The sequence below is a fragment of the Pseudomonas sp. GD04058 genome (genome assembly GCF_029836855.1).
Classification (GTDB): Bacteria; Pseudomonadota; Gammaproteobacteria; order Pseudomonadales; family Pseudomonadaceae; genus Aquipseudomonas; species Aquipseudomonas bharatica.
Map to the genome: position 1 here is coordinate 92891 of NZ_JAOECN010000007.1, position 15334 is coordinate 108224.

Below are 15334 nucleotides of genomic sequence, written 5' to 3' on the forward strand. Positions count from 1 at the left end.
GCGCGCCACTTGGCTACATAGCTCAGTTGGTTAGAGCATAGCATTCATAATGCTGGGGTCCGGGGTTCAAGTCCCTGTGTAGCCACCATACACCGCCAGAGAGTCTCCGGATTCGATGGCAAACGAAGAAGCCCGCCTAGCGCGGGCTTTTTCGTTTCTGTCGTTCGGGCTTTTCCCTGTCAGGGACGCGCCCTGTCTTTTTCACGACATTTTCCTGCGCTCCCGGACAAGGGGCTCTCGATGCACTGGCCCACAATGCACCGTCATGTCCTGACCCCATGGCGCAGCTTATGAATTCGTTGAAACAGGCGCTCCGCGACCGTCAGTTCGTCTGCGTGATGGAGTTCGTCCCCAAGCCACAACGTTTCGCCGCCTTCGAGCAACTGATGCAGCGCGGCCACCTGTGCGGCTGGCCGATGCTCGCCGGCATCGCCGACCGGGTAGGCAGCAACCTCGACCTGTCGCCCCTGGATACCTTCACCGCCCTCTCCACGCCCGTGCCGGTGATGCCGCATTTTTCCGGCAAGGACCGCGAACGCCAGGACCTGCTGGCGCAACTGGAGCGCATGGACCGGCTGGGGCTCGACCAGCTCCTGCTGCTCACCGGCGACCGCCTGCACGGCCATGAACCGGGCCAGCGACCGGTGCGCTACCTGGAGTCGGTGGCGGCCCTCGGCATCGTCCGCCGGGCACGTCCGGACTGGCTGCTCGGCGCCGCGCTCAATCCATTCAAGTATTGCGAGGAAGAAGGCGGCGCGCAGTACTTCAAGGCCCAGAAAAAACTGGCCGCCGGTGCCGACTTCCTGATCCTGCAACTGGGTTTCGACATGGCCAGGTACCGCGATGCCATGCACTGGATGCAGCGCCAGCCAACGCCGCGCCCGATGCTCGCCTGCATCATGGGCCTGACCCATGGCCGGGCGAAAATGCTCGAGCATGTGGCAGGCGTGACGGTATCGCCGTCAATGCTGGCACTGGTGGCGGCGGAAGAGGCGGTTTCGAAAGCCCATGCCCAGGCTCGCAGTGTCGATCGCCTGGCCTTGCAGATCATCGGCCTGCAACGGATGGGCTATGCCGGGATCAACCTGTCCGGCGTGCATGACATCGCGCAATTGCTGGCGCTCGAACAGGCGCTGGACGCCTGGCGGGAAAAGATCCGCACCGATGAAGAGTGGGCCCTGGCCTGGGCCCGAAGCTGGCAGTTGCCGGGCGTGCCCGCGGTGACCTTCAATCCGCCGGAGTCGGATTGGAAAGCCGGGGAATCAAGGGTGAGCGCTACACCGAAGGAAAAGCTTCGGTATCACCTGCTCTCCACGCTCCACTCGACCCTGTTCAACCGCACGACGCTATTGAGCCGGGCTTTCGCCTGGACGGTGCGCCGGCCCCTGTGGTCTACGCAGGCCGGACAGCGCTGGCTGCACCGCCTCGAACGCGGCGTGAAACGCCCGCTGGTGGGCTGCGACACCTGTGGCAGTTGCCGCCTCGAAGACACGCTCTATATCTGCCCGGAAACCTGCCCCAAGGGCCTGGCCAACGGCCCCTGCGGCGGCACCCGGCTGAACCGCTGCGAGTTCGGCGACCGCGAATGCATCCACAGCATCAAGTACCGCACGGCCAAGTCGGTGGGGCAGACGGCGGTGCTGACGCAGCGGTTGATTCCGTGCGTCGAGGTAGAGGGACGGCAGCGTAGCTCGTGGCCGGAATGGTTTGCGGTTGGCGCAGAGCAGGCTGCGTCCGCCATGGCCGCCGACCTGAGCCCCGACCAGCCACGCTAGCGCACGCTGGCGAACAGCACCGTCACGCCGAGCCCCAGCAGGGCCATGCCGATCACCCGGTCCACCAGGCGCTGGCGGTCGATCATCAGGCGCCGCAACGAGGTGCTGGAGAAGCACAGCGCCACCAGGCTGAACCACACCCAGTGCGCCACCGACATGAACAGCCCGTAGGCGAATTGCCGGGTCAGCGAGCTGTCCGGCCCGACCACCTGGGTGTAGGCGCTGACCACGAACAGCAGAGTCTTGGGGTTGAGAGCGTTGGTGAGGAACCCCGAGAGGAAAGCGCCTCTGGCCTTGTGCCCGCCTTCCCCTTCCAGCGACAGCCGACTGGTGTTGGTCAACGAACTGTAGCCGAGGTAGATCAGGTATCCGGCACCCAGCACCTTCATCACCAGGAACAGCTTAGGCGAATGCTGCACCAGCAGGGAAACGCCGAGCACGGTGTAGAGCACATGCACCTGCACGCCACAGGCGATGCCCAGGGCGGCGAACAGTCCGTTGCGTCGCCCGAAGGCGTAGCTGGCGCGGGTGACCATGGCGAAGTCCGGGCCGGGGCTGATAACGGCCAGCACGGTGAATAGAGCGACGGCGATAAGTTCGTTCACGCAGGCTTTCCCTGTTTTCGATAAGCGATGAAATAACGCAGATGGGTTAGATGTTTGCCATTATCGAAAGCCTTACTGGCCTGGAAAAAGCGATTTATAGTGCGACAAATCCGCTAGTTTTCCTCACCAATATGAAACTGCCCGCCCTCACCGCCTTCCGCTATTTCGACACGGCCGCCCGCACCGAAAGCTTCGTCCGTGCCGCCGAATTGCTGCACGTCACCCATGGTGCTGTCAGCCGCCAGGTGCGCCTGCTTGAGGCGTCGCTCGGGGTGGAACTGTTCGAGCGGCGCAACCGCGCGATTTTCCTGACAGCCGCCGGACGCACCTTGCTGGGCACCACCCAATCGATCTTCGAACAACTGGAAGGCACGGTTTCGCGCTTGCAGCAACACTCGCGGGAAAACGTGCTGGTGCTGTCCTGCGAACCGACCCTGGCGATGAAATGGCTGATCCCGCGGCTGGCGGATTTTCAGGCGCGCCATGCGGATATCCAGGTGCACCTGATGACGGCCGGAGGGCCGGTGGATTTCGTCCGCAGCGGGGTCGATCTGGCGCTGCGGCGGGATGATTTTCAGTGGGAGGACGGCCTGCATGTGCAGAAGATCTGCGATGAGTGGGTCGGGCCGGTGGCCAGCCCCAACCTGGTGTTGCCGGCCAGGGGCTTTGCCGGTCAGCGCCTGCTGCATAGCGCTACCCGGCCGGGAGCCTGGGCGACCTGGCTGCGACTGAACAGGAAGACCGGGCGTGGTACCGAGCGGGCGGATTACGAACATTTCTACCTGTGCATCCAGGCGGCGGTAGCGGGGCTCGGAGTGGCGATGGCATCGCGTTTGATGGTGAGCGATGAACTGGCCAGCGGGCAGTTGGTAGCGCCTTATGGGTTTGTGCCGGATGGGTCGGCGTATGTGCTGTTGTGTCCGCAGGTGCTGGCGGAGACCGAGAAGGTTCAGCGCTTCATCGAATGGGTGACGGAGCAGGCCAAGCCTCGCTAGCAAGCACAACACATAAACCTGTGGGAGCTGTAGTCAGCTGCAACCGGGTTCCATTCCCCAGGTGCGATAGCCGGCGGTATCGATATGGATCCTGCCGGTCGGATACCGCCCCAGCCCCATGTTCCAGGCCTTGCCGTAGTGTTGCCAGAAATGGCACAGCGCCTGTGCATCGCCGTTGTTCGCCAGCAACAGATCCACCGCGAAGGCGCGCATATGGGCACTGCCTGCAGCACCGCCGGCACAGCGGTTGAGCGCAGGATCCCGATACCCGGACACCACCTCGAACGCCCCGATAACCCGCTCGTCCTGCAACAGATCGAGCAAGCGCAAGGTACTGCGTACATCCGCCCACTGCGCCTGCGGCGGCACGGCAAACGGCTGGCCCCGGCACTTGCGCCAGTCACTCGCCGACCGCAGCAACTGATACAGCGGCACTACCCCATACAGCCGCGCATCCACCAGCATCTCACGAAAGCCGCGGGTGGCGTGATCGCCGGTCCACTGGGCGAACATCCATGGATCCCGCTCGTCCGCACGGACGACGCCAAGCATCAACAGGGTCACCAGCGCCACCGCCCCTCTTCCCACGACCATGGCATGTCCTCCAGTATGGCGAGCCTCCCCTGCGCAGGGAGCCATCTGACAAGGAGTTAAGCATGAAGATCGCACCGATCGCCCTGGGCCTGCTCGCCCTCGGCATTGCCGGACAGTCCGTCGCCGATGCCCGCATCGAATTGGGCGACCAGGCCCGGGTCACCCGGCTGTTCGCCTACCCCAACAATTGCAGCGTGATCTGTTTCCGCGACTGGACGCTGGAACAGACCGTCGAGCACTACCTGAAGCAGAGCGTACAGCGCGACGGCTACCCGGCCGCGACGGTGACGGTCCGCCGTGACAACGACAGGTACTACGCCGATATCGCCGGCGTTCCCGGCGACTACCACAAGCCCCTGGACGCCCTGCTCGATGCCGGCGAACTGGCCTACAACGGTGCGAAAAAACTCAACAGTGATGGCAAGTGGGCGTACGACTGGTACCTGTTCCTGCCCCTGGGCATGGCCCTGGAAAACCGCCGCAGCATCGAACTGCTGCACTTCCCGCCGGATTATTCACTGACCCAGGCCCAGGACTACCTGCGCTCCAACACCACCGACCGCTGGGCCAGCCTGCTGACCTTCAACGGCATCCCCGCCGAGCAGACCCCGGCCTACCAGACCATCGTCGATATCGCGCCGATCGCCGCACCGGCCAGCGCGGGCTCGACGCTTGAAGGCACTTACGGCTACTTCCAGGACTACCAGGTGCGCATGGTCAAGGACGTTACCCTGACCTCGAAAGGCCAGTCGCTGCCGATGGTGGCCTTCGGCGCGCCGGTGCGCAACTGGATCAAGCAGCAGTACGGCGCCGACCTCAAGGTGCTGGGGCTGGCCATCATCAACCCGAATGCCGGGCAAAAGGTACCGGTACTGGGCTCCAACCACCCGAGCGCGATCTGGTATGCGGCAGACAAGGACAACAATGGCGGTGACCAGGACAAGGCCGATGCGGCGGGCCTGAAAATGATGGGCCAGGACCTCAGCGCCGCCTGCTGGCAGGCCGGAATGGGGCGTAACCCAAGCGCCGACCCGCAACTGACGCTCAATGCCTGTACGCAGAAGTGGCAAGTGACGGCGAAGAAGCAGACCTGTGAACTGTTCTATCGGACGATTCGCAACATGACGCCGGAGCAGGCCAGTGCGAAGTGCAATACGGGGTCGGTGACGCGGGAGTTGAGAGCATTGCAGAAACCTGCCGATACCCTCTGAAACAACACAAAACCCTGTGTGGGAGCTGGCTTGCCAGCGATTGGGCCCTGACAGACCACATCTTTGTCAGTACCGGCCCCATCGCTGGCAAGCCAGCTCCCACAGTGGCCGGAAGTTTACTCCTGCGGGCGCAACCGGTACTGCGGCGGCAACTGCTCCAGCCCGCTGATGGTCACGTCCAGGCTTTTCCAGCGACCATCCTGGATGCCATAGATGCAGCCATGCACCGACAGCTCCTGGCCGCGATGCCAGGCATTCTGGACGATGGTGGTATGCCCCACGTTGGCGACCTGCTGGATGACGTTGAGCTCGCACAGGCGGTCTACCCGCGCCTCTTCGGTCGGCAGCTTGCCCAGCTCTACCCGGTGCTCGTAGTACAGGTCGCGGATCGAGCGCAGCCAACCGTCGATCAGGCCGAACTGACGGTCCTGCATCGAGGCCCGCACGCCGCCGCAGCCATAGTGACCGGTCACCAGGATATGGCGGACCTTGAGCACATCCACCGCGTACTGGATCACCGACAGGCAGTTCAGGTCGGTATGCAGCACCACGTTGGCCACATTGCGGTGGACGAACAGGTCGCCCGGCAGCATGCCGACGATCTCGTTGGCCGGGACGCGTGCATCCGAGCAGCCGATCCAGAGGAATTCAGGGGTCTGCTGGCGGGCCAGCTTGGCGAAGAAGTCCGGGTCCTTCTGCTTGATGCCGTCGGCCCAGCGCGCGTTGTTGTCGATCAGTTCCTGCAGGTCGTGCATGATCAAGGCCTCATGGATTGATGCGCTGTTATGACAGGCAGCGACCTGCGCAGGGTCGCTGCCGTTCTTAGTCGATCAGGGTGCAGGCCATCACCAGGGCATCTTCCCGCCCACCCGGGGCCGGGTAGTAATCGCGGCGGCGCCCGACTTCGTTGAAACCGTAGCGCTCGTACAGGCGATAGGCCGACTGGTTGCTGGCACGCACTTCGAGGAAGCATTCGCGGCCATTGAGTTCATAGGCACGCTTCATCAGGTGTTCGAGCAGGCGCAAGCCGAGGCCGCGGCCCTGGCTCTCGGGCTTCACGGTGATATTCAGCAGGTGGGCTTCGTCGATGATCACGTTGATCACACCGTGCCCAACCTGCTGCTCGCCTTCGAACATCAGCCAGATTTCGTAGCTCTTCAGGCCGTCGAGGAAGATCCCGCGGGTCCACGGGTGGCTGAAGGCGGCATATTCGATCTTCAGTACGGCATCCAGGTCTGCCTCGGTCATCCGGCGGAAGCTGAGGGTGTCACTCATTGCTCGTTTTCCAGCGCGCCATCAGCCGGCGCATGGCTTTCCAGACGTCCGCCTTGCGCTGCGGCTCGTCCATCAACACTTCAAGACCGGGCAGCGCCCAGGCGGTGCCCAGGCCCTCGACCGGAAATTCTTGGTAATACACAGACTCGTCGCGCTCGCCGGCATGGCGGATGGCGGGCAGGCCGACCAGCCACAGGCAGGCCGCAGGCTCGCGCTCCAGTTGCACCTGGGTGAAACCGTGGACGAAGTCGCGGGCGGCGTCCGGGCCCTGGTCGAGGCTGCCGCGGGCCAGCAGCGGCCAGCGGATCGGCTCGCCAAGGATCTGCGGGCTGTCCGGCAGACCGGCGGCGCGCAGCATGTCCTTGAGCAACAGGTAGGAAGGATCGCGGCTCTGGAACGGCTGCCCGGTGGCCAGTTCCACCAGCAGCAGGCAATTGCCGGCGCGCAGCAGTTGCAGGGAAAAACGCGGGGGCGGCGCTGCGACCACCTTGGCCGGGGCCGGTTTCTCTTCCTCGCTTTCCACCGGTTTGCTGACGGCCTTGGCCGTGGCGCCCGGGCGCGGAATCTCGATCTTCGGCCGTTCCGCTGGCTTCACCGTCGGCTGCACGGCAGCCGGTGCGGCCTGCCTCGGCATTTCCACCGGCAGCGCTTCCGGCACCGGCTCCAGCGGCAGCAACAGCTCGGGCCGCGACGGCGCGGCGAACGGCAGTTCGGTACGCGGCAGCCAGTGCACCACTTGCATGGCGTTGAGGTAGGCGCGGCGGCGGGACTCGGTCAGCAAGGAAGTTCGGCCATCTGTGGATAAGTCAGGGCGCACATTCTAACGCCGTTGCGCTGGTCGCGCCGCTGTCGATCGCACAAATCCGCCGGACAACCGCCGAATCGATCAAGGGTGAAACCATTGCGGTTCAATGCAGTACAATCCGGCGTTTTATTTGGCAGCGAGTCGACCCGCCAATGATCGAACCCAAACGCGTCCTGCGCGCCCTGGCCGAACACTGGAACCTGCTGGAACCTTTGTCGGAGCGTTTTGACGGCGGCACCCTGAGCCTGGGCGAATTGCGCCAGCAACTGGCCGCCCAGCAGCTGGAGAGCACGCCGCAGGACATCACCGCCCTGCTCGACGTGTGGATCCGCCTGGACATCCTGGTTCCGGTGGCGAAAAGCCCCAACCGCTTCGAACTGAACGCGCAGATCCACGATTTCCTCGCCTACCTGCGCCGCGAGCACCGCCTCGGCCTGTGCCTGGAGATCGAGGCCTACCTGCGCCACCTGGAGCGCCTGGCCGGGCATATCCAGGACGCCTTCGACATTCGCGACGGCCACGATCTGGCGCGCCAGTTGCGCCTGCTCGACATGCGCGTGCGCGATGTGCTGAAGAAGCTCGACAACGACGAACAGGCCCTGGTCGCCGTGGCCGAACGGGCCAAGACCAGCGACCGGCAGATACCCCTGCGCCAGCGTTATGCCGAGGTCCTGGCGACCTGGGACGAGTACGTCGAGCCGATGATCCAGCTGGTCAACGCCGACGGCGCCTTCGAGCAAGGCGTGCGCAAGGTCGAGACGGTGCTGCTGCGCCTGCTTGGCGAACAGGCCCGGCTCGGTCACCTGGTCGATGACGACATGCTCCTGCGCACCCACGCGCGCATCCTCGAAATGCAGACCAGCGCCCAGCTGACCCTGCGCCACGCCCGCGAGCTGCTGCTGCCCCTGCGTGAAGAGGCGCGTCGGCACAATGCCGTGACCCGCGGCGCCGCGCTGGCTCTGTCGGTGATCCGGCGCAAGGGCATCGACGCCGTGCCGCAGGCTGCCATGCCGCTGTTCACCCGGCCGCAGAGCACCTTCCTCGGCAGCGCCAGCCAGGTCGAGGCCTACGTCTATGCCCTGGCCCGCTTCGAGCCCAAGCCTGCGCGGTTCCCCAAGGCGCACAAGACCCAGAAGGGCGAGCCGCCGCGCGCGCCGCGCACGGTCAAGGAAATGCTCGAGCGCTGCGAGGACGCCCTGCCCTTGCCCGACCTGATGGTCTGGCTGCTGGAGCAGGAGCCGGAAGGCGCCACCGACGAATTGCTGTACTGGTTCTCGCGACTCTCGCGGGAAAAACGCTTCACCCGCGAACGCCTCGACCGCCGCGAGTACACCACCCGCGAACACCTGGTCAGCCTGCGCTCCTTCGCCCTGACTTCCAGCCGCGAAACCTCGCCCCAACTTTCGCCCGAACCTGCTGCGAGCCCTGCCCATGCATCTTGATCTTTCCGAACTGTCCCAGCTCGCACCGATCTTCCGCGAGCTGTTCAAGGGCTTTCACATCAGCCGGCGCGACCCCGAGCTGTACGCCCAGCTGTCGAACTTCCAGGACCAGTACCGCGGCCTGTTCAAGGCCCTGGGCTTCGAGCTGGTCTGCGATACCCGCGGCTTCTACTACTTCGTCCCCGAGCAGGCTGCCGCCCAGGTCAACAAGACCGCGCAACGCCTGGCGCTGTTCACCTTCATCCTGGTCGAGCACCTCGCCGACCAGGGCCGCGACCCGATGTCGGTGCTCGACGGCGGCAGCCTCGGCCGCGACGAACTGCCATCGATGCTCGACAAGTACCGCGACCTGTTCCTCCAGGCCGAGGTACAGACCCCGGACGAGCTGGAAGAAAAGATCATGCGCCGCATGACCCAGCTCGGCTTCGCCTTCGAGGAGAACGGCATCTACCGCTTCCTGCCGCCGATGCACCGCTTCCTCGATGTCTGCCTGTCGGTCCAGCAGGACCGCGACCTGGCCGCCAGCCTGCACAGCAACCTGCCGCTGCCGACCCCGGTGCTGGTGGTCGAGGAAACCCCGGAAGAACTCAACCGTACCGACGACCCGCTGGACCTCGCGCCCTTCGCCGAGGAAAGCGAAGAAGAAGCGCTGGCCCGGGCCATCGCCGAAGAGCAACAGGAGATTGACGCATGAGCCAGGAACGCTACGGCATCCGCCGTTTCGCATTGCTCAACACCGCCGGCTACAGCCTTGGCCTGTTCCCGCTGGAGCATCCGCTGTCGGTCTATGGCGCCAACAACCTGGGCAAGAGTGCCTCGATCAACGCCCTGCAGTTCCCGATCCTGGCGCGCATGTCGGACATGAGCTTCGGCAAGTACAGCCTGGAGCAGTCGCGGCGCTTCTACTTCGCCAGCGACACCAGCTACATCCTCTGCGAAGTCAACCTGCCCCACGGTCCGCATGTGATCGGGGTGGTCGGGCGCGGCCCGGGCGGCGGCTTCGGCCACCAGTTCTTCGCCTATGCCGGCGAGCTGGACCTGGGCCACTACCAGAAGAACGACACCTGCCTGCGCCAGAAAGAACTGTTCAGCAACCTCGAGCGCAACGGCCTGAAGGCCTACGAACTCAAGCCTGACGAACTGCGCCGGCTGCTGGTCGGCGGGCACACCTCGATCCCGCTGGACCTGACCCTGATCCCGCTGCGCTCCACCAGCGAGCAGAGCCTGAAGACCTTCCGCGCCCTGTTCATCAACCTGCTGCACATGCGCGAGATCACCGCGGCCAAGCTCAAGCAGCTGTTCCTCGATGCCTTCGAGCACAGCCTGCGCTCCGGCAGCGTCGACTACATCGCCGCCTGCGACGAAGCCTTCCGCGACGTACGGCGGATGGAGCAGGACTACAACTCGCTGGTCGCCGCCGGACCGCTGGTCGAAGCCCTGGCCAACGGCGTGGCCCAGCGCGACATCCTGCGCGGCAAGCTGCATCGCCTGTCGCCGCTGCTCGACTCGCTGCTGGGCACCTGGCAGGACTACTCCAGCGCGCGCAAGGAAGAGCTGGTCATCCAGGCCGAGCACTACCGCAACGAGCAGGACGCCCTGCAGAACGACCAGCGCAACGGTACCCAGGAGCTGATGCGCCTGGAGCGCGAGATCAGCGGTATCCAGCGCTGGCTCGGCGAATTGTCGGTGCTGAAGAACCGTTTCGCCCTGGTCGATGACGTCAAGGTGCTGGAGCAGCAGTTGCTGGCCGCCAAGGACGCCCACGACGAGCTGGCCGGTGCCCTGGCCCAATCCCGCCAGTTCAGCGCCGAGGACCTCGACGAGCGCCTGCGCGAGCTGGAAAAGCGCCTGAAATCGGTGAAGCAGCAACTCGATCACGCCGACAACAACAGCTATGCCCGCCTGCGCGAGGAGTTCTCGCAGCAGGACGTCGAGCGCCTGATGCGCCTGTTCAACGGCGCGCTGTTCAGCCTGCCGCTGGGCGAGCGCGGCATCGAGCTGGACGAGAGCGACGTCTGGATCAAGACCCTCGAAGCCCTGCTCGACGGCTTCAAGAGCGAGCGCTTCGAAGTGCCGGGGATCTCCGTCGACCTGTCTCATATCGAGCCGCCGGCCCTGCAGGCCCTGGCCGACCGCGCCGCCCTGCGCGACCAGAAGGAGCGCCTGGAGAAAGAACTCAAGCAGCTCAAGACCCAGCAATCCGTGGCCGCCGACCGCGCCGCCAGCAAGACCCGCACCGAAGCCCTGTACCAGCAGGTGCTGGATGCGCAGAAGGCCCTCGAGGACTTCCGCCGCAGCCAGACCCTGAGCGCCGAGGAAGGCGACAAGCTGGAACAGCTGGCGCAACTGGAAGCCGCCCAGGACGAGCTCAAGCGTTCCAGCGATGCCTTCACCGAGCGCGTCCAGCAGCTCTCTGCCAAGTTGCAGCTGGTGGGCCGGCAGATCGCCGATATGGAAGCCAAGCAGCGCACCCTCGACGACGCACTGCGCCGCCGCCAATTGTTGCCGGCGGACCTGCCATTCGGCACGCCGTTCATGGAGCCGGTGGACGATTCCATGGACAACCTGCTGCCGCTGCTCAATGACTACCAGGACAGCTGGCAGGGCCTGCTGCGCATCGACAACCAGATCGAAGCCCTGTACGCGCAGGTGCGCCTCAAGGGCGTGGCCAAGTTCGACAGCGAAGACGACATGGAGCGCCGCCTGCAACTACTGATCAACGCCTACGCGCACCGTACCGACGAAGCCCTGACCCTGGGCAAGGCGCGCCGCGCGGCGGTCACCGATATCGCCCGGACCCTGCGCAACATCCGCAGCGACTACGACAGCCTCGAACACCAGCTGGCCTTGTTCAACCGCGAGATCAACCGGCGCCAGGTGTCCAACCTGGAAAGCTTCCGCATCGTCCTCGCGCCGAACAAGGAAGCGCTCAAGCACATCGACCAGATCATCCACAGCGCCGGCCAGTACGAGGAAGGCGAGACCCTGTCGGTGTTCGACCTGAGCCAGAGCGCCGAGCAGGACAACAAGAACGAGGAAGCCAAGGAGTACCTGGCCCGCCTCGTTGCGGCGAACCACAACCAGCTGGGCCTGAAGGACCTGTTCGAACTGGCCTTCGAGATCACCAAGGTCAATGGCCAGCCGGTGATCCACACCGATATCGATGGCGCGGCGTCCAACGGCACCACCATGACCATCAAGGCGCTGACCAACATGTACCTGTTGCTGCACCTGATGGACCGCGACCTCGCCGGTCGCGTGCGCCTGCCCTACTACCTCGACGAAGCGGCGGACATCGACGAACGCAACCAGGCCGCATTGCTGGAAACCAGCCTGCAACTGGGCTTCGTACCAATCCTGGCAAGCGTGAAGCCGCAGGTGTCGGCGCGGGTGGCGATCGACCTGGAAGGGGGTAGCGGCCCGAACGGCATCTACATCGACGAGGCGGACTGGAAATACATCAGCCGGCGGGATGTGGAGAAGGCGGTGGTGCGGGAGGAGGCGGAAGAGACTTCAGCCTGAAAGTGAGGCAGGGCTCTCCAGGGCCCTATCGCTGGCAAGCCAGCTCCCACAGGTTCAGCACAGACCTTGAGACTTGTGCTGTACCTGTGGGAGCTGGCTTGCCAGCGATAGGGCCCGAGAGAACACTGAAGATTTACTTGGCCCAGGGCAGGATCGGAATCGCCGTCACCGCATTCTGCGGGCTGCCCTCAATCAACCGGTCGCTGTAAACCAGGTACACCAGGGTGTTGCGCTTCTTGTCGAGGAAGCGCACCACCTGCATGGTCTTGAACACCAGCGAGGTGCGTTCCTTGAACACTTCCTCGCCATCCTTGAGCTCGCCCTTGAACTGGATCGGCCCGACCTGGCGGCAGGCGATGGAAGCCTCGGCGCGGTCCTCGGCCAACCCCAGGCCGCCCTTCAAGCCACCGGTCTTGGCTCGCGACAGGTAGCAGGTCACGCCTTCCACCTTGGGATCGTCGAACGCCTCGACCACGATCCGGTCATTCGGCCCGACGAACTTGAACACCGTGGATACCTGGCCAATTTCTTCAGCCGATGCCAGCAGCGGCAACGCCAGCACGGCGGCGGCAAACAGTCCCTTGAACACGCAATTCACTCCTCAGACCAGGATCAGGTTGTCGCGGTGCACCAGCTCCGGCTCGGCACTGTAGCCCAGCAGGCCTTCGATGGCGTCCGACGGTTGGCCGATGATTTTCTGTGCTTCCAAGGCGCTGTAGTTGGCCAGACCGCGAGCCACCTCGGCGCCGTCCGGCCCGACGCACACCACCATTTCGCCGCGGCGGAAGCTGCCCTGCACGGTCTTCACGCCGACCGGAAGCAGGCTCTTGTTGGCCTGGCGCAGGGCCTGCACGGCACCGGCATCCAGCACCAGGGTGCCACGGGTCTGCAGATGGCCGGCCAGCCATTGCTTGCGCGCGGCCAGCATGCCGCGCTCCGGCGACAGCAGGGTGCCGATACGCTCGCCGGCCTTGAGACGATCCAGCACGCGCTCGATACGCCCGCCGATGATGATGGTATGGGCGCCGGACCGGGCCGCCAGGCGCGCGGCGCGCAGCTTGGTCTGCATGCCGCCGCGACCAAGGGCGCCGCCGGTCCCGCCGGCCACGGCGTCCAGGGCCGGATCGTCGGCGCGGGCTTCGTAGATCAGCTGGGCCTCGGGGTTGTTGCGCGGGTCGGCGTCGAACATTCCGTCGCGGTCGGTGAGGATCACCAGCAGGTCGGCCTCGACCAGGTTGGCCACCAGCGCCGCCAGGGTGTCGTTGTCGCCGAAGCGGATCTCGTCGGTGACCACCGTGTCGTTCTCGTTGATCACCGGCACCACGCCCAGCTCCACCAGGGTGCGCAGGGTGCTGCGGGCGTTGAGGTAACGCTTGCGATCGGACAGGTCGTCGTGGGTCAGGAGAATCTGCGCGGTGTGCTTGCCGTGCTCGGCGAAGCTCGACTCCCAGGCCTGCACCAGGCCCATCTGGCCGATGGAGGCGGCGGCCTGCAGCTCGTTCATCGCGCTCGGTCGCTTGGTCCAGCCCAGACGGCTCATGCCGGCAGCCACGGCTCCCGAGGAGACCAGCACCAACTCGACGCCCGCTTCGCGCAGGGCCACCATCTGTTCAACCCAGACACCCATCGCCGCGCGATCCAGGCCCTTGCCATCCGCCGTCAGCAGGGCACTGCCAATCTTCACGACCCAGCGCTGGGCACCTGTCACCTTGCTCCGCATCTTCTTCCAACCTATCGATCTGTGTGGATTCTGTAGATTCTGTAGATAACAAAACGCCGCTTGAAAAAGCGGCGTTCAGTGTACTGCAACGGATCAGTCGCGCACGTAAATGATTTCCGGGCCGTCCTCGTCGTCCTCGTCGTCCCAGAAGTCATCGTCGTCGCTGACATCGTCGACGCTCTTGACGCCGGTACGGCGCAGGGTGCGTGCATCATCCAGGGCCTGCAACTGGGCGCGGGCCTCGTCTTCGATGCGCTGGTCGAGGTCGGCCAGCTCGGCGGCGTAGGCCGGGTCGGCGGCCAGGCGGTCGGCGCGGTCTTCCAGGTAGCGCATCAGGTCGTGGCTGATCTGCTCGGTACCCTGGCGCGAGATAGCCGAGATCAGGTAGACCGGGCCTTCCCATTGCAGGCGATCGACCACTTCCTTGACCCGTGCTTCACGCTCGTCTTCCGGGATCATGTCCGCCTTGTTCAGCACCAGCCAGCGCTCGCGCTCGCACAGCGACGGGCTGAAGCGCTCCAGCTCGTTGACGATGACTTCGGCGGCATCGGCCGGACTGCTTTCGTCCAGCGGCGCAAGGTCCACCAGGTGCAGCAGCACGCGGGTACGCGCCAGGTGCTTGAGGAAGCGGATGCCCAGGCCGGCACCGTCGGAAGCACCTTCGATCAGGCCGGGGATGTCGGCGATGACAAAGCTCTTCCAGCGATCGACGCTGACCACGCCCAGGTTCGGCACCAGGGTGGTGAACGGGTAGTCGGCGACCTTCGGCTTGGCGGCCGAGACGGCACGGATGAAAGTGCTCTTGCCGGCGTTCGGCAGGCCCAGCAGGCCAACGTCGGCCAGGACCTTCATCTCCAGCTTGAGGTCACGCTGCTCGCCCGGCTTGCCCGGGGTGGTCTGGCGTGGCGCACGGTTGGTACTGGATTTGAAACGGGTGTTGCCCAGGCCGTGCCAGCCGCCCTGCACCACCATCAGCTTCTGGCCTGGCTTGACCAGGTCGCCGATGATTTCCTGGGTGCTGGCGTCGATCACGGTGGTACCCACCGGAACGCGCAGGATCAGGTCATCGCCTTTCTTGCCGGTGCAGTCGGTGCTGCCGCCGTTGGAGCCACGCTGGGCCTCGAAGTGACGGGTGTAGCGATAGTCGACCAGGGTGTTGAGGTTTTCGTCGGCAACCATGAACACCGAACCGCCGTCACCACCGTCACCGCCGTTGGGGCCGCCGTTCTCGATGAACTTTTCGCGGCGGAAGCTCATGCAACCGTTCCCGCCATCACCGGCCTTGACCCGGATCGATACTTCGTCAACAAACTTCATAAAAACCGCCTCTCGTCAGACCGACGAGCTGAATGACCAGATACGTAAGGCTCTTGCAAAAATGAGCGCGGCT

Annotated in this window: 14 protein-coding genes and 1 tRNA gene; 7 read left to right on the plus strand and 8 right to left on the minus strand. The window is 64.8% G+C overall.

All coding sequences use genetic code 11. The features are described 5' to 3' along the window. The first annotated feature begins 11 nt into the window (after positions 1-11). Together N7650_RS08625 and N7650_RS08630 are read left to right on the plus strand one after the other, a co-directional pair. Positions 12-88 (plus strand) — tRNA-Met (locus N7650_RS08625). Positions 89-290: 202 nt separating this feature from the next. Then, the gene (locus N7650_RS08630) at positions 291-1775 is read left to right on the plus strand and encodes a methylenetetrahydrofolate reductase C-terminal domain-containing protein (RefSeq protein ID WP_279897877.1); all 1485 of its coding nucleotides are present in this window, start codon (positions 291-293) and stop codon (positions 1773-1775) included. Here N7650_RS08630 and N7650_RS08635 read toward each other — a convergent pair. Next, positions 1772-2380 (minus strand): LysE family translocator, encoded by a 609-nt coding sequence (locus tag N7650_RS08635; protein WP_279897878.1) that lies wholly within the window; start codon positions 2378-2380, stop codon positions 1772-1774. The two genes, N7650_RS08630 and N7650_RS08635, sit on opposite strands and share 4 nt — an antisense overlap. A gap of 131 nt (positions 2381-2511) precedes the next feature. Between N7650_RS08635 and N7650_RS08640 the strand changes: the two genes are divergently transcribed. Beyond that, positions 2512-3375 (plus strand): LysR substrate-binding domain-containing protein, encoded by an 864-nt coding sequence (locus tag N7650_RS08640; RefSeq protein WP_279897879.1) that lies wholly within the window; start codon positions 2512-2514, stop codon positions 3373-3375. Positions 3376-3408: 33 nt separating this feature from the next. Here N7650_RS08640 and N7650_RS08645 read toward each other — a convergent pair whose 3' ends face one another. Continuing rightward, the gene (locus tag N7650_RS08645) at positions 3409-3969 is read right to left on the minus strand and encodes a D-Ala-D-Ala carboxypeptidase family metallohydrolase (protein ID WP_279897880.1); all 561 of its coding nucleotides are present in this window, start codon (positions 3967-3969) and stop codon (positions 3409-3411) included. Positions 3970-4031: 62 nt separating this feature from the next. Between N7650_RS08645 and N7650_RS08650 the strand changes: the two genes are divergently transcribed. Further along, positions 4032-5180, plus strand: a complete 1149-nt coding sequence (locus tag N7650_RS08650; RefSeq protein ID WP_279897881.1) for a hypothetical protein — start codon at positions 4032-4034, stop codon at positions 5178-5180. Positions 5181-5296: 116 nt separating this feature from the next. On the opposite strand, the gene can is transcribed toward N7650_RS08650, so the two are convergent. The 3 genes from can to N7650_RS08665 all read right to left on the minus strand — a co-directional run bounded on the left by can (position 5297) and on the right by N7650_RS08665 (position 7236). Continuing rightward, positions 5297-5935, minus strand: a complete 639-nt coding sequence (can, locus tag N7650_RS08655; protein ID WP_064304819.1) for a carbonate dehydratase — start codon at positions 5933-5935, stop codon at positions 5297-5299. Between the two features lie 67 nt (positions 5936-6002). Next, on the minus strand, positions 6003-6455 hold the full coding sequence (gene rimI / locus N7650_RS08660) for a ribosomal protein S18-alanine N-acetyltransferase (RefSeq protein ID WP_064304820.1): 453 nt from the start codon (positions 6453-6455) through the stop codon (positions 6003-6005). Then, on the minus strand, positions 6448-7236 hold the full coding sequence (locus N7650_RS08665; RefSeq protein ID WP_009398998.1) for a hypothetical protein: 789 nt from the start codon (positions 7234-7236) through the stop codon (positions 6448-6450). The genes rimI and N7650_RS08665 overlap by 8 nt, the downstream gene beginning before the upstream one ends. A gap of 176 nt (positions 7237-7412) precedes the next feature. On the opposite strand from N7650_RS08665, the gene mksB reads away from it, so the two are divergent. The 3 genes from mksB to mksF are packed head-to-tail and all read left to right on the plus strand — an operon-like array spanning position 7413 to position 12224. Then, positions 7413-8702 carry an Mks condensin complex protein MksB gene (mksB, locus tag N7650_RS08670; RefSeq protein WP_279897882.1) on the plus strand — a complete coding sequence of 430 codons (1290 nt, stop codon included), beginning with the start codon at positions 7413-7415 and terminating at the stop codon, positions 8700-8702. Continuing rightward, complete coding sequence (gene mksE, locus N7650_RS08675) at positions 8692-9396, plus strand: Mks condensin complex protein MksE (protein ID WP_009398996.1); 705 nt, start codon at positions 8692-8694, stop codon at positions 9394-9396. The genes mksB and mksE overlap by 11 nt, the downstream gene beginning before the upstream one ends. Then, positions 9393-12224: an Mks condensin complex protein MksF gene (gene mksF, locus N7650_RS08680; protein ID WP_279897883.1), complete on the plus strand. Its 2832-nt coding sequence runs from the start codon at positions 9393-9395 to the stop codon at positions 12222-12224. Before mksE ends, mksF begins: the two co-directional genes overlap by 4 nt. A 133-nt stretch (positions 12225-12357) precedes the next feature. Here mksF and N7650_RS08685 read toward each other — a convergent pair whose 3' ends face one another. From N7650_RS08685 to cgtA, 3 genes are all read right to left on the minus strand, one after another. After that, complete coding sequence (locus tag N7650_RS08685; RefSeq protein ID WP_009398994.1) at positions 12358-12813, minus strand: CreA family protein; 456 nt, start codon at positions 12811-12813, stop codon at positions 12358-12360. 12 nt (positions 12814-12825) lie between these two features. After that, on the minus strand, positions 12826-13944 hold the full coding sequence (proB, locus tag N7650_RS08690; protein WP_009398993.1) for a glutamate 5-kinase: 1119 nt from the start codon (positions 13942-13944) through the stop codon (positions 12826-12828). Between the two features lie 93 nt (positions 13945-14037). After that, positions 14038-15261 carry an Obg family GTPase CgtA gene (cgtA, locus tag N7650_RS08695; protein WP_064304825.1) on the minus strand — a complete coding sequence of 408 codons (1224 nt, stop codon included), beginning with the start codon at positions 15259-15261 and terminating at the stop codon, positions 14038-14040. Between the last annotated feature and the right edge of the window lie 73 nt (positions 15262-15334).

Excerpts from the sequence above, each read along its gene's own strand:
- N7650_RS08640 (WP_279897879.1), top strand. The coding sequence starts at position 2,512 with ATGAAACTGCCCGCCCTCACCGCCTTCCGCTATTTCGACACGGCCGCC.
- proB (WP_009398993.1), bottom strand. The coding sequence starts at position 13,944 with ATGCGGAGCAAGGTGACAGGTGCCCAGCGCTGGGTCGTGAAGATTGGC.
- can (WP_064304819.1), bottom strand. The coding sequence starts at position 5,935 with ATGCACGACCTGCAGGAACTGATCGACAACAACGCGCGCTGGGCCGAC.
- N7650_RS08645 (WP_279897880.1), bottom strand. The coding sequence starts at position 3,969 with ATGGTCGTGGGAAGAGGGGCGGTGGCGCTGGTGACCCTGTTGATGCTT.
- mksE (WP_009398996.1), top strand. The coding sequence starts at position 8,692 with ATGCATCTTGATCTTTCCGAACTGTCCCAGCTCGCACCGATCTTCCGC.
- rimI (WP_064304820.1), bottom strand. The coding sequence starts at position 6,455 with ATGAGTGACACCCTCAGCTTCCGCCGGATGACCGAGGCAGACCTGGAT.
- mksF (WP_279897883.1), top strand. The coding sequence starts at position 9,393 with ATGAGCCAGGAACGCTACGGCATCCGCCGTTTCGCATTGCTCAACACC.
- cgtA (WP_064304825.1), bottom strand. The coding sequence starts at position 15,261 with ATGAAGTTTGTTGACGAAGTATCGATCCGGGTCAAGGCCGGTGATGGC.
- mksB (WP_279897882.1), top strand. The coding sequence starts at position 7,413 with ATGATCGAACCCAAACGCGTCCTGCGCGCCCTGGCCGAACACTGGAAC.
- N7650_RS08650 (WP_279897881.1), top strand. The coding sequence starts at position 4,032 with ATGAAGATCGCACCGATCGCCCTGGGCCTGCTCGCCCTCGGCATTGCC.
- N7650_RS08630 (WP_279897877.1), top strand. The coding sequence starts at position 291 with ATGAATTCGTTGAAACAGGCGCTCCGCGACCGTCAGTTCGTCTGCGTG.